Source organism: Sphingobium lactosutens DS20, from assembly GCF_000445105.1.
Taxonomy (GTDB): domain Bacteria; phylum Pseudomonadota; class Alphaproteobacteria; order Sphingomonadales; family Sphingomonadaceae; genus Sphingobium; species Sphingobium lactosutens.
Map to the genome: position 1 here is coordinate 1 of NZ_ATDP01000081.1, position 12,831 is coordinate 12,831.

Here is a 12,831-nt window from a genome sequence, read left to right on the forward strand (position 1 = left end):
TGAGAACGGCGGAGCAATATTCGACCACGGTAGCGGCGGGATAGTCCTGCTGCGGGCGGCGTAAAAGTCGTCCACCTTGAAGCCTTTCTGCCGAGTCAGGGAGGTGTGGGGATCTACAGCGTGGAACTTTATCTTCAGGTCCGTCTGGCTTGCGCGGATGGCATGAGCCAACGGGCGGCGGCGAAGCGTTTCAATGTGTCGCGCGAAACGGTACGCAAGATGCTGTCGTTTTCATCGCCGCCGGGTTACCGGCGCCAGTCCGTACCGCAGCGCCCGAAGCTGGACGGGTTTGTGGCGATCATTGATGGATGGCTTGAGGGTGACCGCAGTGTCCCGCGCAAGCAACGCCATACGGCGAAGCGGGTATTCGACCGTTTGCGCACCGAGCATGGTTTCACCGGCGGCTATACGATCATCAAGGATTACATCCGGGAGCGCGAACAGCGCAGCCGGGAGATGTTCGTGCCGCTGGCGCACCCTGCGGGAGATGCGCAGGCCGATTTCGGGGAAGCGCTGGTGGAGATCGGCGGGGTGGAGCAGAAGGCCTACTTCTTCGCGCTCGATCTGCCGCACAGTGATGCCTGCTATGTGCGGGCCTATCCGGCGGCGGTGGCGGAGGCCTGGGTGGACGGACACGTGCATGCCTTCGCGTTTTTCGGCGCGGTACCGCGCTCGATCGTCTATGACAACGATCGCTGCCTTGTGACGAAGATCCTGCCCGACGGCACGCGGCAGCGTGCCACGCTGTTCAGCGCTTTCCTGTCACATTACGTGATCCGCGACCGCTATGCTCGCCCGGGCAAGGGGAACGAGAAAGGCAATGTGGAGGGGCTGGTAGGCTATTGCCGGCGCAACTTCATGGTGCCGATCCCGAAGTTCCCGACCTGGGAGGCGTTCAACCTGTGGCTGGAGGAGCAATGCCGCAAGCGCCAGCAGGACAAGGTGCGCGGGCAGAGCGAGACGATCGGTGAGCGGCTGCAGCGCGATCTCGCGGCCATGCAGCCTCTGCCCGCTACACCCTTCGAGGCCTGCGATCAGAAAGGCGGGAGGGTCTCCTCGCAATCCCTGGTGCGCTACAGGACCAACGATTATTCGGTTCCGGTGGCCTGGGGCCATCAGGAGGTCTGGATCAGGGCCTATGTCGATGAGGTGGTGATCGGCTGCCGCAGCGAAGTCATCGCCCGTCATCCTCGTTGCTATGCCCGCGAGGAGGTTGTCTTCGACCCGCTCCATTATCTCCCGCTGATCGAGCAGAAGATCAACGCATTCGACCAGGCTGCGCCTTTGCAGGGCTGGGACCTGCCCGAAGCGTTCACGACACTGCAGCGGTTGATGGAAGGGCGCATGCACAAACATGGCAGGCGCGAATATGTGCAGGTACTGCGCCTGCTGGAAACGTTCACCCTCGCCGATCTCCAGGCGGCGGTCGAACAGGCCATCGATCTTGGCGCCATCGGCTTCGATGCCGTCAAGCACCTCGTCCTGTGCCGGATCGAACGCGTACCGCCCAGGCTGGACCTGGACGTCTATCCCTTCCTGCCACGCACCACGGTCGAGAAGACCTTTGCCAGAGCCTATCTGAGCCTGCTCTCCGACCGGCAGGAGGCCGCATGAGCGATCAGGCCCCGGAGATCCTTCTCGCTCACCATCTCAAGGCGCTCAAGCTGCCTACGTGCCTGCGTGAGCATCACAAGCTCGCGCGGCAATGTGCCGCTGAAGGCGTCGATCATATCCGCTTCCTCGCCCGCCTCGTCGAGATGGAAATGATCGACAGGGAGCGTCGCATGGTCGAGCGGCGCATCAAGGCCGCGCGCTTCCCCGCCGTCAAAAGCCTCGACAGCTTCGACTTCGCCGCCATCCCCAGGCTCAACAAGATGCAGGTGCTCGAGATGGCGCGCTGCGAGTGGATCGAGCGGCGTGAGAACGCCATCGCTCTGGGGCCATCAGGCACCGGAAAGACGCACGTAGCGTTGGGGCTCGGACTGGCAGCATGCCAGAAAGGACTGTCGGTGGGCTTCACCACCGCGGCAGCGCTGGTCAGCGAAATGATGGAGGCCCGCGACGAGCGCCGTCTTCTGCGCTTCCAGAAGCAGATGGCCGGATACAAGCTGCTCATCATCGACGAACTGGGCTTTGTGCCGCTCTCCAAGACCGGCGCCGAACTGTTGTTCGAGCTGATCTCCCAGCGTTACGAACGCGGCTCCACCTTCATCACCAGCAACCTGCCCTTCGACGAATGGACCGAAACCTTCGGATCTGAGCGTCTCACAGGCGCGCTCCTCGATCGCCTGACCCATCACGTCAGCATCCTCGAGATGAACGGCGAAAGCTATCGCCTCGCGCACAGCCGGGCCCGCAAGGCCAAAACCAGACCCTGAAAATTACACCAATGCCGGGGGGAGTGGCCCTCGGGCTACGCCCTCACGCCACTCCCCCCGGCATGTAACACGATGGCCTGGTTTTACGCCGCCGAATGGCCGACTTTTGCTCCGCCGTTGACAGTATCATCGAAAGTGCCTATTTCGACGAGAATCCACCGCTCATTTTTCACGGCGGCAAGTTCCACGTTCTGCCGATGGCGAACGCGGCCTGATCCAATCGCATAACGATAAATAGGAGAGATGTTATGGCAACTCTGGCGGCACAGCCCCCGGTTGGTGGGGTGGACGCTGCGCCCGACTTAGAGCGCGAGCGCGCGGCGCTTCGCAAGATGATGATCGGCAATGGCGTATTGATGATCTTCGCCGCGCTGGTCGGCGGCCTCGGCCTCTGGATGTATCTCATCGGCGGCTTCATTCCGATCTTCCCCGGCTTTCATTGGGATTTCCAGCTTCCCGGCACCGCTGAAGGGTGGGCGCGCGCGCATACTGGACCGGTGCTGAACGGTCTCATGGTGATCACCGTCGCCTTCTGCCTTCCCCTGCTTTCCTTCACGCCTAAATGGGCGCGGATCTGGGGCCTCATCGTCGTGCTCGACGGCTGGTCGAACACCGGCTTCTACTTCTTTGGCAACTTCGCACCCAATCGCGGGCTCAACTTTACGGCGAACCGCTTTGGCGAGGCGAACATCTTCAGTTTCCTGGCGCTGGCGCCGGCCTATCTGTTCGGTGTTCTCGTCATGATCGCACTGTTCGCGATCGGGATACAGGCGTTGCGGGACGCGCGCCGCTGAACTGACCCACGAACCCGACGTCAATCAACAAGAGCGCCCGTAATCCGTGCGCCATAGGGAGGATGTATGAAGAAGGAACTGATCATTTTCGGAGGTATCGCCGCAAGCTTCTTGCTGGCGAATCCGGCCCTCGCCGCCGACGGCGATGCGCCCGCGTTCAAACATTGGTTCGTTCGCGCCGGACCGGCCGGGGTCATCTATGATGAGGGCGCGAAGATCCGGCTTGGTGGCCAAACCGTGCCTGGCGCAAGCGTGACTGCCAAGAACAACTTCACCGGCGAGATCGAGGCGGGCTATTATTTCAATCCCAATGTCTCGATTTCCCTTACAGTCGGCGCCCCACCGACAGCCACTTTGGTCGGTACCGGTCCGCTTGCCGGCGTCAAACTCGGCAAGATCACCTACGGACCCGCGGTGGCAGCCATTCAGTATCACTTCACGAATTTCGGTCCGCGCTTCATCCCCTATATCGGGTCTGGCGTGAACTATACGATCATCCTTAGCGAAAAGGACGGGGCGGTCCAGAACCTGCGCGTCAAGAGCCCTGTTGGCGTGACCTTCCAGGCAGGTGCGGAAACCATGATCAATGACCGCTTTGGTCTGTTCGTCGACGCCAAGAAGATCATCCTCGATACGACGGCCCGTGGCAATGTCGGCGGTGTGCCTGCCGATGCCAAGATCAAGATCAATCCCCTGATCGTGACCGGTGGTATCAGCTTTCACTTCTGATTGCTTCGCCTCGGGCTGAAAAACCAGGTCCCTCCATAAATATAGCCCGAGGCAGCATGGAATGACGTCGATCACATGTCCCAAATGTCGCAAACGAGCTTCGTTGGCCACGAGCACTCATCGCGCTGCGAATGATGACGAGGATCATGTCTCGTTCGTCCCGCCTGAAGGCTTCCGGAAAGTTCAGATAGGCTGGCAATCCACAACGGTACATCTCTTCTGCACCGAATGCGGGGTCGCCGCGCTCACTCAGGAAGAGTAAACAGGTTGCGGCCACAATAGGCGGAGCTTGCATCATCGCACCAACTAGTCGTCTTGGACAGGTCTGACTCTTTCGCCTGCAGCGAAAGACTCACCTTCTGCGATACGACGCTCTGAGCCGGTCCGGCTTCTCGTTGGCAGACCGCTGCACAAGTTCGGGACTGTCGGCATAGCCTTCGCCTTCCTCCGCGAACAGTCGCTGCTGACGGTGCCGACCGCTTCGCGATGCGCCTCGATCCCGATGAACCGGAACAGTCGGCGCCTTGTCGTTACCTCGGCCTCGATCAACAGGCTGCGGACCACATGCGCGGTGCGGAATGTTTCAATATCCGGTCCTGACGCTTGTCATCGTCGGTGGCCCTGATAGGATCGCTGGGTTTCGTCAACGTGCTGTTGTTCCCCTTCGGTGAGCGACTGAAGTCGGTATGCCCACGACGTAACCGGAGTTTTCGCTGGAGACGGACGGCGGGGGAAGGCTCTTACGATGTTCGCGATCGATGCCGTCGGCGCGAGCATCAGCGATTCGGACGAGCCTCGTCAGCCGATGGGCTTGGTTTAAATATAGGAACGAACTGTAATCCGCTTGGCCCGGCAGCTTGCCAACCCAACCCCAATGCCTTCTGAAGAGCCACATAGTCGCCGGTAAAGTCCGCTGTTGCCGTGGCCAGGCTTTGTTCGGCCGCGACGCGCTGTCGTTCGGTGTCCAGCACATCAATCAGCCTGACCGTGCCCGCGTCATAGCGTTGCCGCATCATCGACGCGGCGCGATCGGCCGCCGTTCTGGCGCGGGCCAGGATCGACAGATTTTGACGTCCATTGCCAAAGCGACCAAGCGCGTCTTCCGCGTCGCGTAAGGCGGCCAAGACTGTCTGGCGATACGCGGCATCGGCTTCGTCGCGGAAACCTTTCGCCTGCTCGACACGAGCCGCTCCGCGTCCAAAATCGAGCACATTCCAGCTCAGCGAGGGCGCCGCCAGTGCGATCAGATTGTCGAGGTCCGCAACATCGGATGGATTGCTGCCGCCCAGTCCGATGAGGCCCTGGAAGGAGATGCGCGGAAAGCGCGCTGCCTCAGCCACACCGATGCGGGCGGTCGTCGCGGCGAGCTGGCGCTCGGCCGCGCGGATATCGGGCCTGCGCTGGAGCAGCGCAGTCGGATCGCCGATCGCCACCTTCGCGGGCGGTAGCGGCACCCGACCCGGCGCGGATAGCGAAGCATCGACGGCGCCAGGCTCGGCGCCCGTCAACACGGCAAGCGCATTGCGATAGGCATCGCGATCCGCGGCGAGCGGCAAGATTTGCGCTTCGGCCGTCTCGGCCTCCTTGCGCTGGCGCTCGACATCGAGATCGGATGACGCGCCCCGCCGGTATCGCTGTTCGATCAGTGCGAGCATCTGCCGTTGAACGGCGGCGGCATCGCGGGCCAGGACGATCTGTTGTTCACTGTTGCGGAAGTAGACGTAGGCGCGCGCCACCTCGGCCGTCAGGCTGACCTGCGCATCGGCCACATTGGCTTGGGCCGCACCGACCCCGGCACGCGCCGCCTCGATCGTGCGGCGTTGCCCGCCGAAAAGATCGATCTCCCAACTCGCGTCGAAACCGAGATTATAGATGTTCAGGCTGTCTCTTTGCCCGCCACCGTCGTCGCTGCTGCCCAGCGTCCCACTAGGCAACTCGGCCCGGATGTAGGTCGCGCTCGGACCAGCGCTCGGCAGGCTGTTGGCGCGCTCGAGCCGCACGGCTCCCCGCGCCGTGCGCAGCCGCGCCTGCGCGATCGCGATCGTCGGATTCGAGGCGATCGCGCGCCGCTCCAGTTCGTCGAGCGTCGGGTCGCCGAGCGACGTCCACCAGTGATCCAGCATCGGCGACACTTCGGCAATCGCCGGAGTGCTTCTCGCAAAACTGCGCGGCGTGCTGCCGCTTGAGCCGACCGTTGGAGGACCGGAATAGTCCGGGCCGAGCGTGCAGGCGCTCAGCGCGCCGGTGATGACAAGGGAAATGGGAATACGCATGACCAGCCTCAATGAGCCGCGGCGGCCGACATGCCCTTGGGCAAGGGTCGCAGAAAAAGGACGAGCGGGATGACCGCTGCAATGCCGACGGCCAGCAGCCAGAACAGGTCGCTGTACGTCATCACCAGCGCCTCACGCTGAATGGCCTGGTCAAAAATGCGCAGCGCAGCGGACGGGTCGCCCAGCGTCCTGCTCATACCGGCCAGATAATCCTGAACCGCGATCGAGTTGGCGTTCAAGAATTCCTCGAGCCGTCGATTGTGCAGCCAGTCGCGCTGGTCCTGCAGGACCGCGATCGCGGCGAGCGCCACCGAGCCGCCGATGTTGCGCATTGCGGTCGCCAGTCCCGACGCATCCCCCGCGTCCTCGGGCGCCACCGACGAGATGGCGGCCTGGTTGAGGAACACAAAGGCGAGGAGCGTGCCGAAGCCGCGCACCACCTGCCCGACGGTAAAATCGCTGCCGACGCTGTCCGCCGTAAGGCCGGTGTCCATCCAGCAACCCACTGCCAGGAAGCCAAGACCTGCCGCGACGCCGATTCGCATATCGACAGTCTTCATGACCCACGGAACGAGCGGCATGAACAGCAGCGAAGGGATGCCGGCGATCAACACGACATAGCCTGATTGCAGCGCATTATAGCCGGCAATGTTCGATAGGAATTGCGGGATGACATAGGCCGGGCCGTAGATGACGGTGCCAACCACGAAGGTCATGACGATGACGCTGCCGAACTGGCGATTGAACAGCAGGCTCAGCCTTATGACGGGCTTGGTGGCGATGAACTGGCCTGCGACCAGCAGGGCATAGCCGAAGATCGAGAACATCGTGAGCCGGACGATGGTGCCCGACTCGAACCACTGCTCACGCTGTCCCTCTTCGAGCACGGCCGTCATACAGCCCAGGCCCACCGCCATGCCAATGATTCCAAGCCAGTCGGCCTGGCGCAGTTCGCCGAGCCGAAGCTTCTGATGCGGTATGCTCGCGAACAGCAAGATAACGAGAATGATGCCGATCGGGACATTGATGAAGAAGGCGTAGTGCCAGCTATAATTTTCGGTCAGCCATCCACCCAGAAGCGGCCCCACCAGTGGGCCGAAAACGGCCGTCACAGAGAACAGCGCCATGCCGGCGGGCTGCTGGGGCGGCGGCAGCCGCGTAGCGATGATCATCATCGCGGTCGGGATCAGAGTCCCACCGAACAGCCCTTGGCCAACGCGGCCGACGACCATCATGTTGAGGGTGGTCGCCATACCGCACATCACGGAGAAGGCTGTAAAGCCTGTCACCGCAACGAGCAGCAAGGTGCGAAGCCCAAGCATCCGCACCAGCCAACCCGTCAGCGGAATGATGACGATCTCCGCGATGATGAACGCGCTGGCGATCCGCGTTCCCTCGGTCCCGCTTGCGCCTATCTCGCCCTGGATGGTCGGCAAAGCCGAATTGATGATGGAAATATCGAGCGAGGCCATAAGGGCGCCGATATTGCCTGCGATCGCCGCCATCCATGCGGCGGCATCGGCGCGCTGGGGTGGCGCGGCCGCGCCGACCGCGACGCTCGCGTTCATTCCCTTGCGCCCGACCGCTCGGCGTGGCGCGCCTGATCGCGCCGCGCGCGGTCAAACACGCTCTTGCCCGAGCGGGTATCGACGCTGGCTTCGACGGACATGCCGGGCACGAGCAGGCCCCGGACCTCCGGGCTCGCGTCGATGGCGAGCCGCACGGGGATCCGCTGCACGATCTTGGTGAAATTGCCGGTCGCATTGAGCGGCGGCAGGATCGAGAACTGGGCGCCGGTGCCGGGAGCGATGCTGTCGACTCGCCCGTGGATCTCGACGCCGGGAAGTGCATCGACTTCGAAGGTGACAGGTTGACCGGCACGCATCAGGCCCACCTGCGTCTCCTTGAAGTTGGCGACGATGTAGGCGTTCTGCTGCGGCACGACCGACATCATCCGCGTCCCCGGCTGCACGAACTGGCCGACACGGACGGTCTTGTCACCGACGCGCCCATCCACGCTCGCCCGAACCAACGTCGCCTGGACATTGACGTTGGCAGCGGCGAGCTGCGCGCGCGACGCTTTGCCTTGCGATTGCGCCTGCTTCACCTGGGCCTGGAGCGTCGCGATCCGTCGCTCGGCGCTCGACAGTGCCGCGCGAGCGCCCGACACCTGATCCCGGGCCTGTCGGCCCCGATCCTGCAACTCGGTCAGGCGCTCGCGGCTTTCCGCACCGGTCGCTGCAAGAGGCGCGTACCGTGAGACCTCGCCCTGTGCGAAGGCTGCGCTGCTCTGCGCTGCTGCAAGGTCGCTTCGGGCGCGATCGATGGCCGCCTGCTGCTCTCCAATTTGCGCATTGGCGGCGTCGATATTAGCCAGCGAAACATCGATTTGGGCGCTGATTTGTTCGGCCTGGGCGCTGTAGTCGCGCGCGGCAATCTGGAGGAGCGGTTGTCCCGCCTTGACCTGTTGGTTGTCGGTCACGAAGACCTTTTCGACGTAGCCCGCCACCCTTGGTGAGACGGTCACGACGTCCGCCTGAATATAGGCGTTATCGGTGTCCTGCTGGTAGCGGCCGACGGTCAGATATTCGATGATCCAAGCCGCACCGCCGATCAGGGCAAGCACCACCGTCACGCCCAGAGCGATTCTCAGCCAAGGTTTTTTGAGCGCGGACATCTTGCTCGATGTGTCGGTTTCGTGCCCCTCGCGATCTTTCGGGGAGCCGTCCTCTTGGGCTGATCCCGGAGCGTCGGCCCCGCTTTCATTATCTGCCATCTAATCAAGTCCTAGAAGCTGACGCGAAAGGAGAGCCGTTCGCAAAAACCCGCGAATACGCGTATTGAGGTAGCGCTCTATTTGGACGCGAAGCCGGTGGGAGAGGCCGATGCGACGCACCAACGCAGCGATTATGGGCTTCGAGTAGGCGAACGGGCCGACGCTGGAGCGTCCGATCCACGGATCGACTTTACAGGACAAGCCCTGCCTGGAACTCTCTCGCGGTCATTGGCGTCAAGCCGCATGGTCGCTCGCGAATCTCGCAGCTCAATTGGGCCCGTGTAGGGCAGGCGGACTCCCCGCGTCGCTGCGGCTGCCCACGATGCGCTGCACCTCGATCATGTTCCAATAGAAGGGGCGGACCTCCGCCATCAACCCATCCTCGAACCACCAGCACTCCGCGACCGGCATCGTCCACGGATTGCCGTCGCCGTCGGTGCCGTGGAGGTCGATCAGACCGATCACGCGATGCGGTCCGTCAGCGACGATTTCATGCACAGTGATGCTGCTGGTCCCAAGCGCGGCGAAACCCCGCCCTCCAACCGCAGTCGCTTCTTCGCCGATCCAGGTGCCGGCGGCAGGATGACCCGGCGCTTGCATCAAGCGATAGTCGGGTCGGCGCGTCGCCGCGAGGCCAGCGAAGTCCCCGTTGTTAACGCATTCATAAATCCAACGAACATGATCGCGATTACGCTGCGTCACATCCAACTCCTCCTGAGTCGGCAAATACGCGGCAGAGGCGGTCTGGACTGTGCTCATCATCTGCTCCTGAATGCGACTGCGCCTTCCTGCGGTGCGTAAACTTCGCAAACAGGCGCTTGAGAAATAGCGCTATCCCGCTTATTGAGGCTACGCGCTATTTATGCCGTCGCGGGAATTGGCGCAACCCCATAAAATGAGGTTACGCGGTAATGAAGTCCGTTGATACGGTTGCTACCGAATTTGGAGAGGTCGGGCGGAGGCTTCACCGTTTCCTCGATAACCGCATGGCGAAACAGGGCGCTTCGTTGGCTCAAACCAAGTTGCTGTGCTTTCTGGAAAAGGCCGAAGAGGACGCCTGTGCGACCGACATTGCCGAATATTACGGCCTCGCACCTCGCACTGTGACGCAGGCGCTCGACCTGCTTGAGCGCGACGGACTGGTTCGGCGCCGGCCCGATCCGGCGGATCGCAGGGTGAAGCTGGTCACGATCACCCATGCCGGACGCGATGCCATGCAGACCACCGAACCGATGCGACTCGCGCTGCTGGAGCAGGTTTTCGGCGCGCTCGATCAGGAGCGGATGAGCGACTTCACACAAGCGCTCGAACTCTTGTCCAAGGCCCTGACAGAGGCCGAACGGATCGAAGCGAACTGAGGAAACGGTTCCCTGCAAAGCCGGTTCGCGAGGGAGGCACTCCCGCTGGCTGGATCGATCGACATTTGGAGAAGCCCATGCGCGTCGATATTGTTGTTCCCAACCAGGGCGCGACTGGCCTTGAAGCGGTGCGCGCTGCCGCGCGCTTCGAAGACATGGGCTATCACGGTCTCTGGTTGACCGATCATGTCGTCGGCATCGATGCACTGGTCGACCATCTCTTCAAATTCGTGACCCACTGGAAAGTGGAGTCTGTGCGAGCGGCCAAAGATTCATGGTATGGATTTATGGCAGAATGACAAAATAGGGCTCGTCAGATTGGCAGATCGACCCGCTTTAACATTGCTCGTTTGCAGCCATCGCTATCAAATGGCAAATGCCGATTTGCTTAGATCACTGGGGACTAAAATGCACTGGGGCGACAGGGTAAAATCAAAGGTGGAAGAGGTTGGGCCGCTGGTGCTCGGGATCGACCCGCCAGCGGATCGCGTCCCCAAGCTGCTCCTGTCCGAACCAGACCGATTCCTTGAAGGCTACACCACCGTGCTCCTTGAAGGTGCGGCGGGAAAAATTGGGTTCGTGAAGTTCCAGTCAGCCCATTTCGAAGCATTTGGCAGTGTTGGCATAGCCAGCTTGGCGCGATGTATCGCCCTCGCTCGCGAACGAGGGTTTGCTATCATCCTGGATGCAAAGCGAGGTGACATCGGTTCGACTGCGGAGGCTTATGCGCACGCCTATCTTACGCCAAATGGCTCGGATCTTGAAGTAGACTGCCTAACGGTCAATCCTTTTCTCGGACCTGAAACGCTCGAGCCGTTCGTCACGCGTGCGCGTGAACACGGCAAGGGTTTGTTCGTTCTGGTCAAGACATCAAATCCCGGATCGGGCTGGATGCAAGATCAGATTGTCGATAGCAAATCCATATCTCAACGTGTTGCCGAAACTGTCGCAGCCTGGGCCTGCGAGACGCAGGGTAATAATGGCATTGGCGCCGTCGGAGCCGTCGTCGGCGCTACCTATCCTAAGCAAGGGCAGCAATTGCGTCTCGCAATGCCCCGTTCAGTTTTTCTGGCCCCAGGCCTCGGGGCGCAGGGAGGAGACCCGGATACGGTCTCGGCCCTCTCAACTCCAACCGGTCCCGTACTGATATCCGCTTCGCGCGGTATCGGGGCGGTTGATGATCCCGATATGCCGCTCGACGCTTTTCTCGCGTTGATCCGTCACAGGATTGACGGTTTTCGCGACGATCTTGGCCTGCGGCGAGCAATTTTCTCCTAAGTTTGGATGGCGAGGTAGCCAGCCTCTCGACGGGGCGTCAACCGCGAACCGCCACCGTATCTTGCACCCGCTCCGGCGAAGCTTCCCGAGGAACAGAACGGGGACGTCGACTGCGTTGCTATCTGGCAGGCCGGGCGATCACAGACTTGTTTGGCCACCCAATCGAAGTCGGTCATGCACCTCAATCCAAGGGTGCGCCGTCGCGAGTGCGGCCGGTCATCAGATACCATTGTTCAATTTGTCGGTGCACCGATCAGGCGCTCTATCGCCTCGCACAGACTCCACTTTCCAGTGGGTCACGAATTTGAAGAGATGGTCGACCAGTGCGTGAATGTTGAGGCGCCTCGCGCTATCAACCTAGACATACCGCGCCCGGAACCTCGTCTTTGGTCTCAGGTCGAAGGACTGAGCTTTGAATTGTAAGATTGTGCGTTGGATGTGGCGCCGCCATCGATCGACAGCGTCGCCCCGATGATGAACGCCGCCTTGTCGGAGGACAGGAAGATCACCGCCTCAGCCACTTCTTCCGGCGTACCAAAGCGATGCAGCGGCTGCGGATCCATCAGCACGTCCTGCGCTTCCTTGGGCAGGTCGAGCACCATCGGCGTGGCTATCGCCCCAGGCGCGATGGCGTTGATGCGGATCTTCATATTGGCGTATTCGCCCGCGGCTGTCTTGGTCAGCCCGACCACGGCGTGCTTGGCGGCGACATAGGCCCCGGCATTCGGCGTGCCGACCAGCCCCGCTTCTGATGCGGTGTTGACGATCACGCCGCCGCCGTGCGCTTTCATATGCAGAATAGCGTATTTCATGCACAGCCAGACACCTTTCACGTCGATCGCCATGATGCGGTCGAAGTCCCTTTCCTCGATGTCGGCGGTGAAGCCGGTGGCAAGGATGCCGGCGTTGTTGAAAGCGAAATCAAGCCGTCCGTAGGTTGAAACGACCGTGTCGACGAGTTGCTTGACCTGATCGGCCTTCGACACGTCGGTGGGCAGAAACAAGGCCTCTCCGCCCGCCGCCTTGATGATGGCCACGGTTTCCTCGCTGTTCGCGCGCGAGGCTTCGATGTCGGCGATGACGACCCTGGCTCCCTCGCGCGCATAAGCCACGGCGGTTGCACGCCCTATGCCACTCGCCGCGCCGGTGACAAAACCTGCTTTACCGTCAAAGAGTCTCATAATCTTCGTCCTTTCGATGAGAGTCCGCCGTCAACCGATACAGTGCCTTGAGACGAGAGGATTT

At 61.7% G+C, this 12,831-nt stretch carries 12 protein-coding genes; 7 read left to right on the forward strand and 5 right to left on the reverse strand.

Features of this window, described 5'->3' with window-relative positions:
• Nucleotides 1–120 precede the first annotated feature (120 nt).
• From istA to RLDS_RS37855, 4 genes are all read left to right on the forward strand, one after another.
• Nucleotides 121–1,614 (forward strand): IS21 family transposase, encoded by a 1,494-nt coding sequence (gene istA / locus RLDS_RS37840; RefSeq protein WP_011950768.1) that lies wholly within the window; start codon nucleotides 121–123, stop codon nucleotides 1,612–1,614.
• Complete coding sequence (gene istB, locus RLDS_RS37845; protein ID WP_007686288.1) at nucleotides 1,611–2,378, forward strand: IS21-like element ISSsp5 family helper ATPase IstB; 768 nt, start codon at nucleotides 1,611–1,613, stop codon at nucleotides 2,376–2,378. Before istA ends, istB begins: the two co-directional genes overlap by 4 nt.
• Nucleotides 2,379–2,626: 248 nt before the next feature.
• On the forward strand, nucleotides 2,627–3,172 hold the full coding sequence (gene styC, locus RLDS_RS37850; RefSeq protein WP_021225621.1) for a styrene-oxide isomerase StyC: 546 nt from the start codon (nucleotides 2,627–2,629) through the stop codon (nucleotides 3,170–3,172).
• A gap of 66 nt (nucleotides 3,173–3,238) precedes the next feature.
• Nucleotides 3,239–3,901 carry an OmpW/AlkL family protein gene (locus RLDS_RS37855; protein WP_021225622.1) on the forward strand — a complete coding sequence of 221 codons (663 nt, stop codon included), beginning with the start codon at nucleotides 3,239–3,241 and terminating at the stop codon, nucleotides 3,899–3,901.
• Nucleotides 3,902–4,677: 776 nt separating this feature from the next.
• On the opposite strand, the gene RLDS_RS37860 is transcribed toward RLDS_RS37855, so the two are convergent.
• From RLDS_RS37860 to RLDS_RS37875, 4 genes are all read right to left on the reverse strand, one after another.
• Complete coding sequence (locus RLDS_RS37860; protein ID WP_021225623.1) at nucleotides 4,678–6,174, reverse strand: efflux transporter outer membrane subunit; 1,497 nt, start codon at nucleotides 6,172–6,174, stop codon at nucleotides 4,678–4,680.
• Between the two features lie 8 nt (nucleotides 6,175–6,182).
• On the reverse strand, nucleotides 6,183–7,742 hold the full coding sequence (locus tag RLDS_RS37865; protein ID WP_021225624.1) for a DHA2 family efflux MFS transporter permease subunit: 1,560 nt from the start codon (nucleotides 7,740–7,742) through the stop codon (nucleotides 6,183–6,185).
• A complete protein-coding gene (locus RLDS_RS37870) occupies nucleotides 7,739–8,950 on the reverse strand; it encodes an HlyD family secretion protein (protein ID WP_021225625.1) in 1,212 nt (403 codons plus the stop codon). The genes RLDS_RS37865 and RLDS_RS37870 overlap by 4 nt, the downstream gene beginning before the upstream one ends.
• Before the next feature lie 267 nt (nucleotides 8,951–9,217).
• A complete protein-coding gene (locus RLDS_RS37875; RefSeq protein ID WP_161626720.1) occupies nucleotides 9,218–9,652 on the reverse strand; it encodes a nuclear transport factor 2 family protein in 435 nt (144 codons plus the stop codon).
• Between the two features lie 209 nt (nucleotides 9,653–9,861).
• Here RLDS_RS37875 and RLDS_RS37880 point away from each other — a divergent pair, with 209 nt between their 5' ends.
• The 3 genes from RLDS_RS37880 to pyrF all read left to right on the forward strand — a co-directional run bounded on the left by RLDS_RS37880 (nucleotide 9,862) and on the right by pyrF (nucleotide 11,586).
• Nucleotides 9,862–10,308: a MarR family winged helix-turn-helix transcriptional regulator gene (locus RLDS_RS37880; RefSeq protein ID WP_021225627.1), complete on the forward strand. Its 447-nt coding sequence runs from the start codon at nucleotides 9,862–9,864 to the stop codon at nucleotides 10,306–10,308.
• Between the two features lie 77 nt (nucleotides 10,309–10,385).
• Entirely contained in the window at nucleotides 10,386–10,607 is a 222-nt protein-coding gene (locus RLDS_RS37885; protein WP_021225628.1) for a hypothetical protein, read from the forward strand.
• Complete coding sequence (gene pyrF, locus RLDS_RS37890; protein ID WP_201767466.1) at nucleotides 10,588–11,586, forward strand: orotidine-5'-phosphate decarboxylase; 999 nt, start codon at nucleotides 10,588–10,590, stop codon at nucleotides 11,584–11,586. The genes RLDS_RS37885 and pyrF overlap by 20 nt, the downstream gene beginning before the upstream one ends.
• Nucleotides 11,587–11,978: 392 nt before the next feature.
• On the opposite strand, the gene RLDS_RS37895 is transcribed toward pyrF, so the two are convergent.
• A complete protein-coding gene (locus tag RLDS_RS37895; protein ID WP_021225630.1) occupies nucleotides 11,979–12,767 on the reverse strand; it encodes a glucose 1-dehydrogenase in 789 nt (262 codons plus the stop codon).
• Between the last annotated feature and the right edge of the window lie 64 nt (nucleotides 12,768–12,831).

Bases quoted from the DNA above. Each gene is read 5' to 3' on its own strand.
- istB (WP_007686288.1), top strand. From the start codon at position 1,611: ATGAGCGATCAGGCCCCGGAGATCCTTCTCGCTCACCATCTCAAGGCG.
- styC (WP_021225621.1), top strand. From the start codon at position 2,627: ATGGCAACTCTGGCGGCACAGCCCCCGGTTGGTGGGGTGGACGCTGCG.
- RLDS_RS37855 (WP_021225622.1), top strand. From the start codon at position 3,239: ATGAAGAAGGAACTGATCATTTTCGGAGGTATCGCCGCAAGCTTCTTG.
- RLDS_RS37860 (WP_021225623.1), bottom strand. From the start codon at position 6,174: ATGCGTATTCCCATTTCCCTTGTCATCACCGGCGCGCTGAGCGCCTGC.
- RLDS_RS37865 (WP_021225624.1), bottom strand. From the start codon at position 7,742: ATGAACGCGAGCGTCGCGGTCGGCGCGGCCGCGCCACCCCAGCGCGCC.
- RLDS_RS37870 (WP_021225625.1), bottom strand. From the start codon at position 8,950: ATGGCAGATAATGAAAGCGGGGCCGACGCTCCGGGATCAGCCCAAGAG.
- RLDS_RS37880 (WP_021225627.1), top strand. From the start codon at position 9,862: ATGAAGTCCGTTGATACGGTTGCTACCGAATTTGGAGAGGTCGGGCGG.
- RLDS_RS37885 (WP_021225628.1), top strand. From the start codon at position 10,386: ATGCGCGTCGATATTGTTGTTCCCAACCAGGGCGCGACTGGCCTTGAA.
- pyrF (WP_201767466.1), top strand. From the start codon at position 10,588: ATGGATTTATGGCAGAATGACAAAATAGGGCTCGTCAGATTGGCAGAT.
- RLDS_RS37895 (WP_021225630.1), bottom strand. From the start codon at position 12,767: ATGAGACTCTTTGACGGTAAAGCAGGTTTTGTCACCGGCGCGGCGAGT.